The sequence below is a fragment of the Gordonia malaquae NBRC 108250 genome (assembly GCF_000344135.1).
Lineage (GTDB): Bacteria > Actinomycetota > Actinomycetes > Mycobacteriales > Mycobacteriaceae > Gordonia > Gordonia malaquae.
Genome location: NZ_BAOP01000005.1, coordinates 132839 through 151588, shown reverse-complemented (window position 1 = coordinate 151588; position 18750 = coordinate 132839). Strand labels below are relative to the sequence as shown.

Genomic DNA, 18750 nt, shown 5'->3' with positions numbered 1-18750 from the left:
TTACTCCAGAGTAAGTTCGATGTCGACCTCGACGGTATGCGGTGAACGTCACAGGTGCTGACCGGTGCACGCAGCGGCCAGACGCACTTATTGTCACCGGCAGACCTCGAATCGACTCTTCGACTACTGAAGGAGCCCGCAGTGGCAGGCAACACCGATCTCTACTCGTCTTTCGTCAACTCCGGCCCCGGCGGATTCATCGCCAGCCGCGTCGGCCTCCCTCAGCCGCCGCACCTGCGCCGCTACTCGCCTTCCGCACCGGCACTCGGCGGCCCCGTGCTCCTCGGCGGACAGGGACGCCTCGTCGAACCGATCCGCGAGATCCTCACCGCCGGTGACGATTACACGCTCGTCGAGAACAACACCGGCGGTCGCAGCGCAGACAAGCTCGGTGCCGCAGTGTTCGACGCCACCGGCATCACCAAGGCCGCCGAGCTCGAGCAGCTCTTCGAGTTCTTCACCCCCGTCATGCGTTCGGCGGGCAACTCCGCACGCTTCGTGGTCATCGGCACCACCCCTGAGCTCACCGCGGGACCCGACGAGCAGATCGCTCAGCGCGCGCTCGAGGGCTTTACCCGCTCGCTCGGCAAGGAGCTCCGCAACGGCGCGACCGCACAGCTCGTCTACGTCTCGCCGAAGGCCAAGACCGGCCTGTCCGGCCTCGAGTCGACCCTGCGCTTCCTGCTGTCGGCCAAGTCCACGTACGTCGACGCCCAGGTGATCCGCGTCGGCGACGCCAACGGCACCAAGGTCGCGAACTGGGACAAGCCGCTCGAAGGCAAGGTCGCCCTGGTCACCGGTGCCGCACGCGGCATCGGCGCGACCATCGCCGAGGTCCTCTCGCGCGACGGCGCCCACGTCATCTGCGCTGACATCCCCGCTGCGGGCGAGGCCCTCTCGGAGACCGCCAATCGTGTCGGCGGCACCGCGCTCCCCCTCGACGTCACCGCAGCCGATGCGGGCGAGAAGGTCGCCGAGCACGTTCTCGAACGCCACGGCGGCCTCGACATCATCGTGAACAACGCGGGCATCACCCGCGACAAGCTGCTCGCCAACATGGACTCGGGCCGCTGGAACTCGGTGATCGGCGTCAACTTGATCGCACCGCAGACCCTCGTCAACGAGCTCGTCGAGCGCGACGCGCTCCGCAAGGGCGGCGCCGTCATCGACGTCTCGTCGATCGCGGGCATCGCGGGCAACCGCGGCCAGACCAACTACGGCGCGTCGAAGGCGGGCGTCATCGGCCTGGTCGACGCCTACGCCCCGATCCTGGCCAAGAAGGGCATCACCATCAATGCGGTCGCGCCGGGCTTCATCGAGACCGCGATGACCGCCGCGATTCCGCTCGCCACCCGCGAGGTGGGTCGTCGCATGAACTCGCTGCAGCAGGGCGGTCAGACCGTCGACGTCGCCGAGACCGTGGCGTACTTCGCCAACCCGGCCAGCAACGCCGTCACGGGCAACGTGGTCCGCGTCTGCGGTCAGAGCCTCCTGGGCGCCTGATGTCGACAGTCACCTACACGTCCCTGCCTGGGCCTGCGCAGATCTACCCGAAAGCCGTCGCAGCGATGCTGCCGGTGATCGGCAAGCCCGCGCGGGTCTCGGCGGACGCCGTGGTCCCCGACACCGTGCACCGCATCGAGAACGTGCGCATCGACCTCGATCAGCTGGCCGACTACTGCCACGCGACGGGGCTTCCGTTCGGATCGACGGTTCCGGTCACGTACCTGTTCGTGTTGCAGTTCCCGTTGGCGATGTCAGCGATGGTGGACCCGAAGTTCCCGTTGGGTGCCATCGGTTCGGTGCACATCGAGAACACGATCGAACGGTTCCGGGCGATCGGCGTCGACGAGCCGCTGACCATCGAGACGCATGCGGAGAACCTGCGCGAACACCGCAAGGGCCTGCTGGTCGACATGATCTCGGAGTTCTTCGTCGGGCGGGAGCGTGTCGCGCGGCAGACGAGCACGTTCCTCAAGCAGCAGCGCACCAGCCTGTCCGGCGGCGAACGCGGACCTGCGCCCAAGGAGACGGCTGCACCGTCGCCTGACCGAGTGCTGTCGGTGGATCTCGGACTGATCCGCAAGTATGCGGAAGCGTCCGGCGATCGCAACCCGATCCACATGGCGGACGTCACGGCCAAGGCCTTCGGGTTCAACCAGGCGATCGCCCACGGCATGTGGACGGCGGCCGCGTCACTGGCGAACATCGAGGGCGCGCTGCCCGGCGCAGTCGTCTACTCGGTGCGCTTCGGCAAGCCGATCCTGTTGCCCGCCAAGGTGAACGCGTACGCGTCACATGCCGACGGCGGCTACGACGTTTCGGTTCTCAACCGCAAGAAGGGCTACCCGCACCTGACGGGTACCGTCCGACGAATCGGCTGAGTCGACGTCGACCCGTGAAACGCGCCTCCCGCTCATCGAGCAGGAGGCGCGTTTCGCGTTCAGCCGTGTCTGCGGCCGGCATGGGCCTCGGCCCGCATGCGTTCGACCATGAACGGATAGTGCAGTTCGAAGGCTGGACGTTCCGATCTGATCCGGGGCAGTTCGGTGAAGTTGTGGCGCGGAGGCGGGCACGTCGTCGCCCATTCCAGGGAGTTGCCGAATCCCCAGGGGTCGTCCACGGTGACCACTTCACCGACTCGGCAGGAGACGAAGATGTTCCAGACCACGAACAGTGTGGAGACGCCCAGGATCAGCGAGCCGATCGACGACACCATGTTGAGCACGGTGAAGCCGTCACTCGGCAGGTAATCGGCGTACCGCCGCGGCATGCCCGCGTTGCCGAGCCAGTGCTGGACGAGGAACGTCATGTGGAAGCCGATGAACATGGTCCAGAAGTGGATCTTGCCGAGGCGTTCGTCGAGCATCCGGCCGGTCATCTTCGGGAACCAGAAGTACAGTGCCGCGAAGCCGGCGAAGACCACCGATCCGAAGATCGTGTAGTGGAAGTGCGCGACCACGAAGTAGGTGTCGGAGAGGTGGAAGTCCAGCGGCGGACTGGCCAGCAACACGCCGGTGAGGCCGCCGAACAGGAAGGTGACCATGAAGCCGGCGACAAAGAGCATCGGCGTCTCGAACGTCAGGTTGCCGCGCCACATGGTGCCGATCCAGTTGAACATCTTCACGCCCGTCGGCACGGCTATCAAAAAGGTCATGAACGCGAAGAAGGGCAGCAGGACTGCGCCGGTGACGTACATGTGGTGTGCCCACACCGCGATCGACAGCGCGGCGATGGACAGTGTCGCGTAGACGAACCCCGAGTACCCGAACAGCGGCTTTCGCGCGAAGACCGGGACGATCTCCGACACCATGCCGAAGAAGGGCAGCACGAGGACGTACACCTCGGGGTGCCCGAAGAACCAGAACATGTGCTGCCACATGATCGCGCCGCCGTTCGCCGGATCGAACAGATGCGCACCGAATTGCCGATCGACTTCCACACCGATCACCGCCGCGGCGAGCAGCGGGAAGATCAGCAGGATCAAGACACTCGTGACGAGGATGTTCCAGGTGAACACCGGCATCCGGAACATCGTCATCCCGGGCGCTCGCAGGCACACGATCGTCGTGACGAAGTTGACCGCCGAGAGGATCGTCCCCATCCCGCCGACCGCCACCCCGATGAACCAGAGGTCGGCGCCGAGTCCGGGTGAATGCGTGACGTCGCCGAGCGGCATGTACGCGGTCCAGCCGAAGTCTGCTGCGCCGCCGGGTGTGAGCAGTCCGAAGGCGACGACCAGGCCGCCGAACAGGAACAGCCAGAATCCGAGCGCGTTGAGCCTGGGGAACGCGACGTCGGGGGCACCGATGTGCAACGGAACGAAGTAGTTGGCGAAGCCGAAGGCGAACGGCATCGCGTACAGGAGGAGCATGATGCTGCCGTGCATGGTGAACAGTTGGTTGAACTGCTCGTTCGAGACGAACGACTGACCGGGCATCGCCAGCTCGAGCCGCATCACAAGAGCCATCAGACCACCGACGGCGAAGAACCCTCCCGACGCCCAGAGGTACATCAGGCCGATCATCTTGTGATCGGTCGTCGTCAGCACTCGATACAGCAGAGAGCCCGGCGCACGCCTGGCTCCTGCAGTCGGCCGCACGGCCGCAGCCGGAGCCTTCCGTTCCTCGACGGTGTCTGTCACTTCGTCCCCTTGAACCCGATGGTCGAGCAGAAATCTCGCAGCTCAGACGTTACGAAGGGAAACGACGCGCACACAGGGCCGCAACGGCCTGCTGTCGGGATCGAAAGCCCTTGCGGGCGAGGGGACTTAGGTTGTGTACGCGGTCAGTCGTCGGCGTGGGAGCCGACACCGCGCAGACCGCGCCACGTGATGCCCAGCAGCAGATCGGTGGCATCGTCCAGGTCGACGTCGCCGTCGGACATCCGATCGGCGACGGCCTCCCCCGCGCCCACGAGCGCCACTGCGGTGAGTTCGAAATCGACGTCGCGGGCGCCCTCGACGGTGGTTCCGCGGCGGATGAGGTCGGTGATCATCGCGGTGACACCGCTCCGACTCTCGGTGACGATGTGGGCGAACGCAGCGGTGCCCACAGAGACGCGGTACAGCACCCGCCATGACTGCGCGTTCTCGTGGACGAACCGCAGGAATTCACGGACCAGGATGCGTGCCTGGTCTCGCTGGCGCAGCTCGGGATCGAAGCCTGCACTCATCGACTGCATGAACCTGCCGGACTCGCGGGCGATGCACGCGGCGAACAACTCGTCCTTGGAGCCGTAGTAGAGATACAACATCGGCTTGGAGATCTCGGCCTGCGCAGCGATGGCGTCCATCGAACTGTCGGAGAATCCGTGTTCGGCGAACACGGTGATCGCCGCGTCCAACATCTGCTGCTCGCGGACCGCGCGAGGCAGCCGCTTCGTTCCGCTGGCCATACCCCTAACTTACCACTCGGTAAGTTCAGGTGCAGGTGATCACTCCCTTGGCCTTGAGGATACGGAGCACCGACGTGTCGATCCGCTTGCGGTTCAACTTCTTCGACTCGACGGCTTTCTCCAGCGAGTCGAGTACTGCCGAGACTTTGTCGGTCGACAGCCACAGCCCGACATCCGACCCGGCATTGATCGCCTTCCGTACCGCCACGTCGATCGGGAACTTGTCGCTGATCGCCTTCATGCCCGACAGGTCGTCGGAGAACACGACACCGTCGAACGGGACGCCACCGTAGCGAGTTCCCTTGCGCAGCATGCCGATGGTCGCCGGGCTGATGCTCGACGGCGTGTCCGGTCCGGTCAGACCGGGCACAATGAGGTGACCGACCATCACGCCGACGTTGCCGGGGTTCTTGAGGAGGGTCTTGTAGGGGACGAGATCGCTGGTGATCAGCTCGCTCAGTGGCGGCGTCCGGACGGTCCCCGTGTGCGAATCGCCCGAACCGTGACCGTGTCCGGGGAAATGCTTGTAGACGGGCATGATCCCGGCGTCCAGCAGGCCCTGCGCGTAGGCGCCCGCGTACTTCGCGACGACGGCGGGATCGTTCGAGAACGACCGATCACCGATCACCTCGTCGTCCGGCTCATCGCTGACGTCGGCCGACGGCGCGAAGTCGACTGTGATGCCCAGCGCTTTCATCTTCTTGCCCGCCGCCTTGGTCATCGCGCGGACTTCCTCCGGCGTCTTCGTCTTGGCGAGTTCGCGCGGAGCCGGCATGTCGATGCCGAGCTTCGCGAGGCGGCTCACGCGCCCGCCCTCCTGATCGACTGTCACCATCAGCGGAATGTCCTGTGCGTCCGACAGCTTCTTCGCCGAACCGTCGCTGAGCATGGACATGTCGGTCCAGCTGCCGATGAAGATGCCGCCGAGGTGCTCGCGTTCGACGACCTGCTTCGCGTCGGCCGCGTCGGCCACTCCGACGACGAGCAGCTGTGCCAGCTTCTGGCGCAACGTCAACGATGCGAGTTCGTCGCTTCCGCACGACTTCGGGCCCGCCGAGGTGGACGTGACCTTCGACGAGGTCTGCTTCGTCGTCGTCGGACTCGGCGACGACACTGCGTAGTTCGGCGAGTCGGAACACGCCGACACCGCGAGCAGAGACGCGGCGGTCAGAACGGCGACAAGTGAACGAGATCCACGCATGACGACAGTCTCGCACGCGACACCGCGCCGATGCCGTCGACATGCGCCGGCTCGCGGAGCAGTCGTCCGGACGGATGAGGATGGTATTTTGGGCGGCATGGTTCGCGACCGATTGATCTATGGTGCCCTCGCCGCGGTCGCCGGCGTGATCGTCGGCATCGGCGGCGTCTTCCTCGGCGGTGTGCTCGCGTCGGAGACGAAGCCGTCGACCGACATCAACAGCGTCAACGGGCAGGACGGATTCGTCCAGGGCTCCGTCGAGTACGGCACACGCGGCGGATCCACCAGCGACAATTCCTGATCGTGTGCTGACGCGCCGCGGCACGTGCGTGGTCGGCGTCGTCTTCCTCGTCCTGTCGTTCTGGCAGGCGCCGGGCCGCGTCGCCCCAGACACCAAATTCGACCTCACCGCCGATCCGATCGGTTTTCTGGCTCGCGTTACAGCATTGTGGTCGCCCACCATGCCCATGGGCCAGATCCAGAACCAGGCGTACGGGTACCTGTTTCCGCACGGTGCGTTCTTCGCCGTCGGCGACCTGTTGCACCTTCCACCGTGGGTGATCCAACGACTGTGGTGGGCCGTTCTGCTGACCGCCGGATTCATCGGCGTGGTGCGGCTCGCCGAAGCCCTGCGGATCGGCTCCCCGTGCTCTCGGCTGATCGCCGCCGCCATGTTCGTCGCGGCGCCCCGCGTGGTGACGACGCTTGGAACGATCTCGTCCGAGACTCTGCCGATGATGCTCGCACCGTGGGTGCTGCTGCCGGTTATCCGTGCGCTCGAGGATCGGCGGCGTTCGAGTAGCGGAACGACCGGGCGGCCGCTGTGGCAGGAGGCAGCACGGTCGGCCTGTGCGGTGGCGCTGATGGGCGCGGTCAACGCCGTCGCAACCGTCGCCGCGGTGAGCGTGGCCGTGCTGTGGTGGATCGCGGCGACCGTTCCCCGCAGTGGGCGTCGCACCGGACTGATGTTCGGCGGTTGGTGGGCACTCGGTCTGGCTGCGGCGTCCCTCTGGTGGATCATTCCCCTGCTGATGCTCTCTCGCGTCTCACCGCCCTTCCTCGACTTCATCGAATCAGCGCAGGTCACCACCGAGTGGACGTCTCTCACCGAGGTCCTGCGCGGGACGTCGTCGTGGACACCTTTCGTGTCCGCCGAGCGCGCAGCGGGCGCCGTCCTGGTGTCTCAGACCGCCGCCGTCATCGCGACCGGAGTCCTCGCGGCGGCAGGCCTCGCCGGATTGACGATGCGCGCGATGCCAGACCGCGGCCGATGGCTGGCGATCCTGTGCGCCGGCCTCTTCGCAATCTGCCTCGGCTATCCCGGAGCGCTCGGCTCCCCGATCGCCGAGAGCGTCCGAACCTTCCTCGACGGCGGCGGCGCCGCACTGCGCAACGTGCACAAATTCGACCCGCTCATCCGACTTCCCCTCGCCCTAGGCGTCGCCCACCTGCTGGCCCGAGTTCCTGTTCGATCGCTGCTGGCGAAGCCGTCGGCGTCGAACGGGTGGGGCAGACCCGCGGCAGCTCTGATGGTGGTTGCGGTCGCCGTGTTCGGGTCCGGTTCGCTGGCCTGGACGGGTGGGCTCGCTCCCGCGTCGAGCTACCGCGCGATCCCCGACTACTGGCAGCAGACCGCCGACTGGCTCGACTCGCACGCCGCAGGCGTCCGCACTCTTGTGGTGCCGGGAGCCCCATTCGCCGACCAGGTGTGGGGCCTCACCCGTGACGAACCTCTGCAGGCGCTCGGGTCGACCCCGTGGGCGGTCCGCGATGCGATCCCGCTGACCCCGCCGGGCGCGATCCGTGCGATGGACTCGGTGCAGCGCACCCTCACATCGGGTCGCGGGTCGACCGCCCTCGCCGACACCCTCACCGCCCAGGGCGTCGGATTCATCGTCCTGCGTGCCGACCTCGACCCGGCGACGTCCCGGTCGGCGCGCCCGTTGGTGGTCGCCGGCGCATTGCGCAGGTCTCCCGGCATCACCGTCGCGGCGCGCTTCGGGCCGGACGTCGCGCCTCCGACGATCGACGGCATCGTGGTCGACGACGGATTGCGCCCACCGATGCCCGCGATCACCGTCTACCGCGTCGGCGACGCGCGCGGCACGGGCCCGCTGCTGACCCCGCTCGACAGCATTCCGCGTGTCACCGGGGGTTCCGAGTCGCTCGCCGCGATCAACGAGGCGCGCACTCGCGACGGAAGGCCTGCGCTGGGGACCGCGTTGCTCTCCTCGGACGCGCGCAGAGCCGGAGTCGGAGACGGTCCGGGCCTCATCGTCACCGACACCCCGGCCGACCGAGAGACCGATTTCGGGAGGGTCGACGACCACTCGTCGGCCATCCGCGGTATCGACGATCCACGTCTGACGAAGAACGCCGCCGCCGACTACCCGGTCGACGGAGCGTCACTCGTCTACGGCCAGTGGCTGTTGAACAACACGCCGGATCGAGTGCGGGTGTCGTCGTCGGGGTCCGCGGCGGACGCGACCCAGCCCGGTCGGACGTCGCCCGCATCGTCGGCGGCAGCCGCGTTCGACGGCGACACGCGCACCGCATGGGTCAGTCGCGGCCTGGAGTCTGCAGTCGGACGATGGCTTGCAATCGAGTTCACCGAAGCACACCGCAACCTGGCCCTGACGGTGACCACGGCCAAGGCGTTGGGTCCGGACGTCACGTCGCTGCTGGTCACCACCGACGCGGGCAGCACTGTCGTGTCCGGTGTGACGCCGGGTGAACCGACGCGGATCGTCGCTCCCGCCGGTCCGACGAAGCGAGTGGAGATCCGCGCCATCCGAACTTCGGACGGTGGAGGAGGCAACCAGTTCGCCGTCGCCGACGTCCGGGTGGCCGACGCGGGCACCGGCCTCGGTTACTCGATCAGGCACCGCGTGGTGCTGCCTTCGTTGGACGCCGCCGACCGGGTGAACGAGTGGGTGCTGTCATCGGAGTTGGGCTCACGGTCCGAGTGCACGTCCGTCGGGGACCGTGTCCGCTGCGCTCCAGCGCTCGGTTTGGATCCGGAGTCGCCCGGCGTCTTCGGTCGCGCCCTGTCGGTGCCGTCTGCCACCGACGTGACCCCGACGGTGATCCTGCGCCCTCGGCCGGGGGGCACGCTCACCGATCTTCTCGAGGTGCCTGGACAGATCCGAGCCGAGGGCGCGTCGAGCGTGACCGATCCGCGAGGGACCGCTGCGGCGGCCGTCGACGGCGACCCGACGACAGTGTGGACTGCCCCGGAGGCTCCGGCGCCCGCAGACAAGGCGAAGGACAAGAAGAAGACGACCAAGCCGCATCTGGTGTTGCGCTTGCCCGAGCCGCGAACGGTCTCCTCACTCCGGATCTCCGGCCCCGGCGACTACCCCGCGACTCCGACCTCCGTGACTGTCGACCTCGGGACCGGGCCGCAGCGAGTGTCCGTCGGCAGAGACGGCGCTGTGCCGTTGACCCCGGCACGAACCGACCGAATCACGGTCACCGTCACCAAGACGACCGACCTGATCGATGTCAACGACCTCGGCTTCGCTCGGCAGTCGCCGCCCGGCATCGCCGAGATCGCGGTCCTGCCCGGTACCGGATCGGCCGTTCCGGACGTGGACCGTCCTATCGAAATCGGATGCGGTACCGACCCGGCGGGGCCGCTCGGCATGGGACTGTCGGCGGGCGGCGAGGTTCACCGCCTTCAGGTGTCGACGACCGCGCGTGCGCTGCGCGACGGGGAACCAATCGTCGCGACCCCGTGCCCCGGCCCAGGAGTACATCTCGCCGCGGGCGAGCAAGAGGTGTCGGTGAATCCGGGCGACGCGTTCACCGTCGACTCGGTGGACCTGCGTGCGGGCCCCGACGCCGTCGGCGTCAGCACCCCGGCGGAGACCGGGCGATGGGATGCCACCGAGCGTGAGGTGAAGGTCGACGCCGCCGGCACCGCCCGAGTCCTGTCGGTGCCGGAGAGTACCAATCCGGGATGGCACGCACGACTGGGCGGAGTGGAACTGACGCCGATCGTCGTGAACGGCTGGCAGCAGGGATGGCTGCTTCCCGCGGGCGCCGCGGGCACGGTGGCGCTGACCTTCGACCTCGACACTCCCTATCGATGGACGCTTCTCCTCGGTCTCCTGCTCGTGGCCGCCCTCTTCATCGCCGCCGCTGCTCGCCGATTCCGCTCCCCACTGCTCGTTGAGCCGGACGGAGCGCCAGCGAAGTCCGAGTCGAAGCGCCCGCACCCGAACGAAACGCGCGCGGAGGCCTCCCCCCTGCCCGTCGAACCAATCGAAGCGCGCACGGAGACCTCCCCACTGCTCGTTGAGCCGGACGGAGCGCTAGCGAAGTCCGAGTCGAAACGTCGGCACCCGGCACGAATCCCAGCAACCCTCGCCGTCGCTCTGATCGCCGCGTACCTGCTCACCGGTCCGTGGGGCGCAGCGGCGGCCGTGGTCGCGGGTTTGATCGCAGCGGCCGTGACACCCCCCGTCCGCGTGGTCGTGACGTTCTCCGCCATGCTGATCGCGACCGTCGCCCTCGCGACAGGTCCCTGGAACTCCGGGGCGGTGTACGCCGGGTACGACGCACTTCCTCAGTTGGCGGCGATCGTCGCCGTCTCTACCGCCGTGACCTCGGCGGTCCTGCCCTCGCGACGCTTCAGCGCCCGCCGGAGAGGTTCTTCGACGAAGGCGTAACCGGCCGCCGACACCGGCACCGTGATGACAGCTGTGAGGAGCCAGACGGTGACGAAATGACCGTCGAACGCGGCGATCCCGAACAAGCCGAACACCGACGCCAGAATCGCGACGTGCCAGACGAAGATGCCGTACGACCATCGTCCGAGAGCCGCCATGACCGGCGAGTCGAGGAATCGGAACCTGCCATCGCCCAGTACGAGCGGCGCGAGGACCGCGTACGCCCCGATGCCGCCGAGGAGCATCTTCGCCGCGTACTGGGCGTCGGACATCGGAGCGAGGCCGACGGGACCGGCGATCGGCGTCGACGCCAGGCCGTACGCCACGACGAACACCACGAACATGACCGGCCGGTTGGCCGACCAGCGCGCATCGACGCCAGACGCCGAGAGTTCGGCGAGGATGAGTCCGGCAGCGAACCACGGCAGATGACCGAACACCCAGTTGTGAGGTTCGACCCCGGCCTGCAGCGGCAGGAGTCCGGCCACCGGCCCCCACGCCAGGCTGAGGGCGGCCACACCGAGCAACACCGGAACGCGAAGTCGCGCCCGAGGTCCGCGCATCCGGATCAATGCATAGCCGAACACCGGCAACAGCAGGTAGAACGCCACTTCCACGGACAGGCTCCACATCTGGGTGAGTCCGGGAGCCAACGTCAGGGGAACGAACACCTGCGTGAGTGTGAGGTTCGCGATCCACACGGTGGCCGACGAACCGCGAGCCTGCGGCACCAGGAGCAGAACCGCGATCACGACCACCGCGTACGCGGGCCAGATGCGGACGAATCGGTGCCGCAGATACCGACCGACCGCAGGCGGTGGTGCATCAGTACGCGCGGCGACCGCGTACGGACGCCACAGCAGGAAACCGCTGAGCGCGAAGAACAACGCAACGGCGAGATCGAGTCGCCCGAGGATCGGGCCGATGATCGGGACGTCCAGCGTCGCGGTCTGGAATGCGACGTGCGTGGTGAGGACGCCGAGCGCGGCAACCGCCCGCATGCCTTCGAGCTGCGGGTAGAAGAGCCGAGGTGAGTCCGCGGTGGCGTTCATGTCCTGACCGACACTAGCGCCCGGGTACGGTCTGGAGCATGGCCGAGACCCCCACGCCTCGCTGGACGACACGTGATCTGCTGGCTCCGACGGCGTTCTTCCTCGGCGCGCTGCTGGTGGCGGCGGCGATCGCGCTGGGACCGGTCGTCGGCGACCGGTTCCGCGCCGTCCGCCTCGACATTGACGCCACCTGGGTGGCTGATGGGGCGGACGGGTCGCGAGTCCTCGATCGGTGTTCTCTCGACCGCCCGACCGCGCGGGTCCTCGACGCGCAGGTGCAGCAGCGGCGCCGGATCGTCGCCGTCCGTCCGTCGGACGCCGACGTGGTGACGCTGCAGGCCGGAACATCGCTCGGCGTCGACCACTACATCGTCGACGGGAAGTCGGTGAAGGCGAAGGACGTCTGCGAGGAGCAGACCCTGGCGGCGACGATCGACAGGGTCACGATCGACCGGATGACCGCACTGCCAACCGGTGACGCGTCCGAGATCCAGTTCGACGACAAGAAGGGCGCGGTGTCGATCCCCGACCGGACGGGTTTCACCTACCTTCTGCCATACGACTTCGAGCTCACCTTCCCGCGATACTTCGACGTGACGACTCGCCGATCGGTCCCCCTTGCCCACACCGGCAACGAGACCGTCGACGGCCGCAACACCGCCCACTTCACCGCGACAGTCTCCGACACCGACCTGTCGCAATTCGACACCCGCGCCGTCGTGACCCGTCCGGCCTCGTGGTTCGGAACGTTCCGCGGGGTCGCACCCGACGAACCCTTGACTGCCACGCTGCATCATTCTTCGGTGCGCGACCTGTATGTCGACGTAGCGACCGGCGTGATCGTCGACGAGCGCGTCCACATCTCCGAGGAGTTCCGTTTCACCCCGGCCCTCGCCGCCCGGTCGCGCGAGCTGCGCGACTTCCGGTTGGTCAACATCGAGTCGACGCTGACCGGCGATCGTCAGTCGCGGCAGGACGCCGGCGCCGCAGCCGCCCGCCAGCGCCCGGTCACTCTTGTCACCGTCGTCCTGCCCATTGTTCTCGGAGTGCTCGGCGTCGGCGCGATCGCCGCGGGTGTGGTGATCAGTCGCCGTTCGGCGCGGAGCTAGGCCTCGGACGACTCCGCGAAACGGAGCCACGCACTGGTGACCGCGACGGCGGCCGCCGCGGAGGACGCGGCAATCACCGCCAGAGACGTGACAGAGTCGGCGAGGGTCGCGATGAGGGCCACTTCGACCACGAGGACGCAGAACGCGGGCAGGGCGCCGCGGGCACGATTGCGGGCGATCGCCGCGAGCAGCATCAGCTGGAGGATCGCGAGCAGAGCTCCGGTGAGTGCGAACAGCCACATCAGTGTCGACACGGACCGGTAGTCGTCGGAGATGATCGTGGGGACGATAGGTCCGGCGAGCGCTGCCGCGCCGATGACACACACCCCGATGCCTGCGAGGACGACGAGCGCCCGGCGCAGGGCGTCCGACGAGCGAATCGGATCGGCGAGCCGCGGATACACCACCACCCCGATCGCCTGAGGCAGCCAGAACGCCGCCTTCGTCGCGACCGCGCCCAGCGCGTAGACACCCGCGTCCGACGAGGAGAGCACCGCGCGTGACAGCAACAGGTCGACGGACACGGCGACGATCATCACGAATTGGACTCCGGACGCGGCCAACACGTCGCTGAGCGACACTCGAGCCCGGTCAGACGTGTCGGAGCGGTATCCGTCTCGTGCGGCGACGCCGGCGACCATCGCGGCTGCCACCGCGGTTCCGGCGGTTCCGGCGGCGAGTGCACCGGTCGGGCCGAGGCCTCCGTACACGGCCGCCACCACGGGAACGGTCCTCAGCACTCCCACCCCGGCGAGAACCGCGCCGAGGGCCCCGAACCGCCCGGTCCCTTGCAGGAGCCCCTGCCCGCCCGCGACGACCGCGAGCGGGGCAGCGGCCAGCAAAGCCGCGGTCGTCGACGCGAGCGACGTGTGCGCGAGTTGCATCATGACGGCGACGCCGACGACCGACCCTGCAGCGACCGCCACGGCGACGCTTCCGATCAGACGCCGCAACCGTCGCCGAGACGTCCCGGCGACGACCTCGCGAGCGACGATCGCCTGCAGAGCGAGCGCCGGTACCGAGAGGATCAGCATCGCCGCGCTCAGGACCGAGTACTCGCCGAAACCGTCGGCGCCGAGCGCACGACTCGCGGGCACCTGCACGAGGTAGGCCAGGAGATTCGCGAGCAGCGTCCCCGCCGTCACCGCCCCGACTGCCCGCACCATGCCCACCAGTGTGCCGGGTCTGGTGAGGGTAGACTTCATCGACTGCATTGACCGACCTTCACCGCACGAGTAGGCCCTTCACCTGACATGTACGACTCCGAACCATTCCACGAGCCCGATCCCGCCGACGTCGGATCCCGGATCGATCCGGTACTGGCGCGCAGCTGGCTGCTCGTGAACGGCGCCCAGCACGATCGATTCGAGGCCGCGGCTCGATCGCGGGCCGACATCGTCGTCCTGGACATTGAGGACGCGGTGGCGCCGAAGGACAAGGACAGCGCTCGTGCGAACGTCGTGCGCTGGATGGAGGACGGCCATTCGGACTGGGTCCGCATCAACGGGTTCGGCACTCCGTGGTGGGCCGCCGACATCGAGGCACTGGCCCCGACGTCGATCGGCGGCGTGATGCTGGCGATGGTCGAGTCCGTCGATCACGTGACGGAGACGGCGAAGCGGCTTCCGAACATCCCCGTCGTCGCACTGGTCGAGACCGCACGCGGCTTGGAGCGGATCACCGAGATCGCGTCGGCCAAGGGCACGTTCCGCCTGGCATTCGGCATCGGTGACTTCCGCCGCGACACCGGCTTCGGCGAGAGTCCGATGACTCTGGCGTACGCGCGTTCGCGATTCACGATCGCCGCGAAGGCCGCGAACCTTCCGTCGGCGATCGACGGCCCGACCGTGGGCTCCAACCCGCACAAGCTCAGTGACGCCACCGCAGTCAGCTCCGAGTTCGGCATGACCGGCAAGATCTGCCTCACGCCCGACCAGTGTGCCGCGGTGAACGAGGGTCTGTCACCGTCGTTGGACGACATCAACTGGGCGCGAGAGTTCTTCACCGAGTTCCAGGCCGACGGCGGAGAGATCCGCAACGGTTCGGACCTCCCGCGCATCGCACGTGCGACGAAGATCCTCGACCTGGCACGCGCATACCAGATCGTGCCGAACGACTACGGGATCTCGGATCATTCTCCCGCACCGACAGACACCTACCACTTCTGAGCTGTGCTCTTCGCGGTCAGCGGCCTGCTCACGGCACTGATCTGCGCGCCGTTCCTCGGCGGGCATCTGATCTACCGTGACGCGGTCGCGGTTCCGCGGTTCGCGCTGACCCCGTCCGCGTTCGGCATCGACGGCTCCGCCCCGCGGGCGGTTCCGCAGGACGCTGTCCTCGGTGTCACGTCTCGTGTGGTCGACGGCGGCTGGCTGGTCGCCTTGCTCACCGCCGCAGCATTGTTCGGCGCCGGCGTCGGCTACGGAAGACTCGCGCGACGACTCGTGCCGTCCGCCGGAGCCGCGGGCTCGGCGGCCGCCGCGGTCGTGGCGATCTGGAACCCGTTCGTCGCCGAACGTCTCCTCCAAGGCCAGTGGAGCCTGCTGATCGGTTACGCCGCGCTGGCCCCGACAGTTCTCGCCGTGCTGTCCTGTGCGTCCAGCCCCGGTCGCCGAGGGTTGTCGAAGTGCATCGCTCTCTTCGCCATCGCGGGGTTCACCCCGACCGGCTCCGTCCTCGCCCTGATCGTCGCCGTTGTCGTCATGGTCGCGGTCCGGCTCCCCCGCCGCACGGCGGCCCTTCTCCTCGCGGGTTGGCTGGTCACGGCCTCGCCGTGGCTTGTCGGTGCCGTCGTCTCGTCGGCGTCGGCCAGTTCGGGCGGCGCGGGTGCCTTCGCGGTGCGGGCCGAACCCGGGCTCGGATCATTCGGCACGGCGTTGGGATTGGGCGGCATCTGGAACGCCGACGCCGTGCCTGTCAGCCGGACGTCCTGGTGGGCCGCGGTCGCCACCGCTGCCTTCCTGGGTGTTGTCATCGTGGGTTGTGCGGAACTGCTGCGGCGTCGGACGGATCCAGTCGTCCGCGCCCTCGCGATGCTCGCGGCGGCGACCGTTGTCCTCGTGTCACTCGCGGCGACCGGTCCGGGCGTCGACCTCATGGACGCCGCCCTTGCACACATTCCTGGCACCGGACTGCTGCGCGACACCCAGAAGTACCTCGCGCTCGCGGTTCCGTTCGTGGCGATCGCGGTAGCCGCGGCGGTCGCCCGCCTTCGACGGCTGATCCCAGCCGGGTTCGCCGTGTCCGCGGTCGCGCTGCTTGTGATCGCTCCGCTGCCGGACCTCGCGTGGGGAGTGGGCGGCGCGATCCGCCCCGTCGCGATTCCGGCCGAGTATGCGACTGTGACCGCGACGATCGGCTCCGACGACCGCACGGTGGCCCTCTGGCCGACAGCCACCGTCAGAACTCTGACCTGGACGAACGGTCCGTCACTGAGTCCGCTCCCCCGGATGGTCGACGCACCGATCGTCTCCGGCGCCGGACTCGTCGTCGACGGGGACACCTTCGACGCGCCGACCGGACGAGACGCCGACGTCATCGCCTCACTCACCGCAGGGGACACTGCGCGACTCGCCGCACTCGGGGTCGGGTGGGTGATCGTCGAGGAGTCCGCACCACCGCCGGGGCTCTCACCATCCGACGAGATGTTTCACGGCGAACATCTCCGACTGTTCCGGATCCCCGATGCCGTCCCCGCGCCTGCTCCGAGCGCGGCCGCGTGGACCGCGGCGATCACGGCGACAGCGACGTGGTTCGCGGCTCTGATCGTCGGAGCCGTGGTGAGTCTGGTCGAGGTCGTTCAGCGCAGACTGCGGAAGACGTCGGCGAAACCGTCGGCTGCGAGCGACCACGAGTAGTTCTGCGACCGCAGTCGCGCGGCGTCACCCAGCGTCGCCAGTCGCTGCGGGTCGTCCACCAGCGCAGCCACGGTGTCGACGAGTTCGTCGACGCCGTCGACGAGCACTCCGGTCACCTCGTCGACGACCGAGTCGGTCAGGCCCGCCGAACTTCGATATCCGACGGTCGGGACGCCGTGTTGGGCGGCCTCTATCACCGCGAGGCCCCAGCCTTCCTTTCTCGACGGCATCAGGTGGAGGTCGGCGGCGGCGAGGAGTTCGTGCTTGCGGACGTCGTCGACGTGACCGTGGAAGACGACGCGGTCGTTGATGCCCAGTCCGGTGGCCGCACTCCGCAGCTCGTCGGCCCACCATCCGCCGCCGACCACATCGAGGTGCGCGTCGACCCCACGGTCGCGGAGGCGTGCGACCGCGATCAGTGCGTCCTCCACCTGCTTGTGCGGGACCAACCTGGAGACGACGATCAGCCTGCGTCGGGCACGATCCACACGCGCAGGCACTCCGGACGGCACCGGATCCACGCCGTTGCGGACCACGGTGATGCGGTCACGGTCCACGCCGAGGTCGACGAGTTCGGCGGCTGACGGCTCGGACACCGTCACATAGCGGTTGCGGCGGTGCACCCGAGGCGACAGCCGCGACTCCACGAACCAGCCGATCCGCGACAGCACCGGACCGGCGACCGGCCACTGCTCTCGGTGGCAGTGATGGACAAGAACGACTGTCGGCGATCCGGTGACGGCTGATGCGAAGAAGGGGACACCGTTCTGCGTGTCGACGACAACGTCCGGCCGATAGCCCGCAAGACGTCCGCGTCCGACACGTGCCGCGCCGAGTGTCAACGCCGTCCGTAGGTACACCGTCAGACGACCGCCGCCACGCAGCACCCGCATCCCGTCGGACATCTGCCGACGAGGAGCGCCCGGATAGCCGGCGGTGACGAGGGTGACGCGGGATCCTCGGCGGGCCAGTTCTGCCCCGACCCGCTCCAGGTAACGCTCGCTGCCGCCGCCCTGCGGGTGCCCGGTGTCGCGCCAGCAGAGGAGCAGGACGTCGACCGGGGGATTCACTCGATCCAGGATATGCGACGTCAGGGCACATCCCCTACGCTGGGCCGATGACCGCGTCCAGCTTCGCTCGCCGAGCCACCCTGGCCCGCTCGCGACGACTGTTCCGGGAGTTCGGCTATGAGCAACCCGACCCGGACCGCTTCTACAGCGCACTCGCCGACGACACCGCGACGATGATCGCCGACCTGCACAGCACATCGCTGGACGGTGCTGCGGTGCTCGACGTCGGCGGCGGTCCCGGCTTCTTCGCCGACGCGTTCACCGCCCGCGGCGCCGATTACCTGTCGGTCGAGCCGGATGCGGGTGAGATGCACGCCGCCGGAATGGACCACCGGACCGCGGTCCGCGCGCAGGGCCAGCATCTTCCGTTCCGGAGCGGCAGCGTGGACGTCTGCTATTCGTCGAACGTCGCCGAGCACACCGCGACGCCGTGGGAGATGGCCGACGAGATGGTCCGAGTGACCCGACCTGGAGGCACGGTGGTGCTGAGCTACACCCTGTGGTGGGGACCGTTCGGCGGCCACGAGATGGGTTTGACGCACTACGCCGGCGGTCATCGGGCCGCGCGCTGGTACACGAAGCGGCACGGACACCCGCCGAAGAATCTGTTCGGGGAGTCGCTCTTCCCGATCACCGCCGCAGCGGGCCTCCGATGGGCTCGAGAGACCCCCGACGCCACCCTCCAGGCGGCGTTCCCGCGCTATCTCCCACGTTGGGCGTGGCCTGTGGTGACGGTCCCCGGACTACGCGAGTTCGCCGCCACGAATCTTGTCCTCGTGCTTCACCGGCACTGACGCTTCGACTCGCTTCGCTCGCTCAACGAGCAGTGGGGACTCCCTCCTGCGCGTTGGGCACCTTCCTGCTCGTTGAGCGAGCGAAGCGAGTCGAAGCG

At 68.1% G+C, this 18750-nt stretch carries 14 protein-coding genes; 8 read left to right on the top strand and 6 right to left on the bottom strand.

Annotation, left to right across the window (positions count from 1 at the left end; all coding sequences use genetic code 11):
• Positions 1-141 precede the first annotated feature (141 nt).
• Both GM1_RS05375 and GM1_RS05370 read left to right on the top strand, forming a co-directional pair.
• Positions 142-1503, top strand: coding sequence for a 3-oxoacyl-ACP reductase (locus tag GM1_RS05375; RefSeq protein WP_040519544.1), 1362 nt, complete (start codon positions 142-144; stop codon positions 1501-1503).
• Positions 1503-2384 carry a MaoC/PaaZ C-terminal domain-containing protein gene (locus tag GM1_RS05370; protein ID WP_008377159.1) on the top strand — a complete coding sequence of 294 codons (882 nt, stop codon included), beginning with the start codon at positions 1503-1505 and terminating at the stop codon, positions 2382-2384. Before GM1_RS05375 ends, GM1_RS05370 begins: the two co-directional genes overlap by 1 nt.
• 59 nt (positions 2385-2443) lie before the next feature.
• On the opposite strand, the gene ctaD is transcribed toward GM1_RS05370, so the two are convergent.
• The 3 genes from ctaD to GM1_RS05355 form a co-directional block, all read right to left on the bottom strand.
• On the bottom strand, positions 2444-4102 hold the full coding sequence (ctaD, locus tag GM1_RS05365) for an aa3-type cytochrome oxidase subunit I (protein WP_052005326.1): 1659 nt from the start codon (positions 4100-4102) through the stop codon (positions 2444-2446).
• Between the two features lie 185 nt (positions 4103-4287).
• Positions 4288-4896, bottom strand: coding sequence for a TetR/AcrR family transcriptional regulator (locus GM1_RS05360; protein WP_008377154.1), 609 nt, complete (start codon positions 4894-4896; stop codon positions 4288-4290).
• A 25-nt stretch (positions 4897-4921) separates the two neighbouring features.
• On the bottom strand, positions 4922-6097 hold the full coding sequence (locus GM1_RS05355) for a glycoside hydrolase family 3 N-terminal domain-containing protein (protein WP_008377152.1): 1176 nt from the start codon (positions 6095-6097) through the stop codon (positions 4922-4924).
• A 97-nt stretch (positions 6098-6194) separates the two neighbouring features.
• On the opposite strand from GM1_RS05355, the gene GM1_RS05350 reads away from it, so the two are divergent.
• Together GM1_RS05350 and GM1_RS05345 are read left to right on the top strand one after the other, a co-directional pair.
• Positions 6195-6398, top strand: a complete 204-nt coding sequence (locus tag GM1_RS05350) for a DUF2613 domain-containing protein (protein ID WP_040519543.1) — start codon at positions 6195-6197, stop codon at positions 6396-6398.
• Positions 6399-6402: 4 nt separating this feature from the next.
• Complete coding sequence (locus GM1_RS05345; RefSeq protein WP_008377148.1) at positions 6403-10770, top strand: alpha-(1->3)-arabinofuranosyltransferase domain-containing protein; 4368 nt, start codon at positions 6403-6405, stop codon at positions 10768-10770.
• Here the strand turns inward: GM1_RS05345 and GM1_RS05340 are convergent.
• Positions 10668-11822: an acyltransferase family protein gene (locus GM1_RS05340; protein ID WP_040519541.1), complete on the bottom strand. Its 1155-nt coding sequence runs from the start codon at positions 11820-11822 to the stop codon at positions 10668-10670. The genes GM1_RS05345 and GM1_RS05340 overlap by 103 nt on opposite strands.
• 38 nt (positions 11823-11860) lie before the next feature.
• Between GM1_RS05340 and pgfA the strand changes: the two genes are divergently transcribed.
• Positions 11861-12931 (top strand): cell envelope lipid trafficking protein PgfA, encoded by a 1071-nt coding sequence (gene pgfA / locus GM1_RS05335; protein WP_008377145.1) that lies wholly within the window; start codon positions 11861-11863, stop codon positions 12929-12931.
• On the opposite strand, the gene GM1_RS05330 is transcribed toward pgfA, so the two are convergent.
• Positions 12928-14097 carry a polysaccharide biosynthesis protein gene (locus GM1_RS05330; RefSeq protein WP_157435829.1) on the bottom strand — a complete coding sequence of 390 codons (1170 nt, stop codon included), beginning with the start codon at positions 14095-14097 and terminating at the stop codon, positions 12928-12930. The two genes, pgfA and GM1_RS05330, sit on opposite strands and share 4 nt — an antisense overlap.
• 87 nt (positions 14098-14184) lie before the next feature.
• Between GM1_RS05330 and GM1_RS05325 the strand changes: the two genes are divergently transcribed.
• Both GM1_RS05325 and GM1_RS05320 read left to right on the top strand, forming a co-directional pair.
• Positions 14185-15099, top strand: coding sequence for an HpcH/HpaI aldolase/citrate lyase family protein (locus tag GM1_RS05325; RefSeq protein ID WP_008377142.1), 915 nt, complete (start codon positions 14185-14187; stop codon positions 15097-15099).
• A 3-nt stretch (positions 15100-15102) separates the two neighbouring features.
• Positions 15103-16788, top strand: a complete 1686-nt coding sequence (locus tag GM1_RS05320) for an MmpA family trehalose lipid delivery protein (RefSeq protein ID WP_008377141.1) — start codon at positions 15103-15105, stop codon at positions 16786-16788.
• Here GM1_RS05320 and GM1_RS05315 read toward each other — a convergent pair.
• On the bottom strand, positions 16731-17858 hold the full coding sequence (locus GM1_RS05315) for a glycosyltransferase family 4 protein (protein ID WP_008377140.1): 1128 nt from the start codon (positions 17856-17858) through the stop codon (positions 16731-16733). The genes GM1_RS05320 and GM1_RS05315 overlap by 58 nt on opposite strands.
• Positions 17859-17905: 47 nt before the next feature.
• Here GM1_RS05315 and GM1_RS05310 point away from each other — a divergent pair, with 47 nt between their 5' ends.
• A complete protein-coding gene (locus GM1_RS05310; RefSeq protein ID WP_008377138.1) occupies positions 17906-18652 on the top strand; it encodes a class I SAM-dependent methyltransferase in 747 nt (248 codons plus the stop codon).
• Positions 18653-18750 lie beyond the last annotated feature (98 nt).

Bases quoted from the DNA above. Each gene is read 5' to 3' on its own strand.
- GM1_RS05370 (WP_008377159.1), top strand. From the start codon at position 1,503: ATGTCGACAGTCACCTACACGTCCCTGCCTGGGCCTGCGCAGATCTAC.
- GM1_RS05360 (WP_008377154.1), bottom strand. From the start codon at position 4,896: ATGGCCAGCGGAACGAAGCGGCTGCCTCGCGCGGTCCGCGAGCAGCAG.
- GM1_RS05355 (WP_008377152.1), bottom strand. From the start codon at position 6,097: ATGCGTGGATCTCGTTCACTTGTCGCCGTTCTGACCGCCGCGTCTCTG.
- GM1_RS05350 (WP_040519543.1), top strand. From the start codon at position 6,195: ATGGTTCGCGACCGATTGATCTATGGTGCCCTCGCCGCGGTCGCCGGC.
- GM1_RS05340 (WP_040519541.1), bottom strand. From the start codon at position 11,822: ATGAACGCCACCGCGGACTCACCTCGGCTCTTCTACCCGCAGCTCGAA.
- pgfA (WP_008377145.1), top strand. From the start codon at position 11,861: ATGGCCGAGACCCCCACGCCTCGCTGGACGACACGTGATCTGCTGGCT.
- GM1_RS05330 (WP_157435829.1), bottom strand. From the start codon at position 14,097: ATGGTGCGGGCAGTCGGGGCGGTGACGGCGGGGACGCTGCTCGCGAAT.
- GM1_RS05325 (WP_008377142.1), top strand. From the start codon at position 14,185: ATGTACGACTCCGAACCATTCCACGAGCCCGATCCCGCCGACGTCGGA.
- GM1_RS05310 (WP_008377138.1), top strand. From the start codon at position 17,906: ATGACCGCGTCCAGCTTCGCTCGCCGAGCCACCCTGGCCCGCTCGCGA.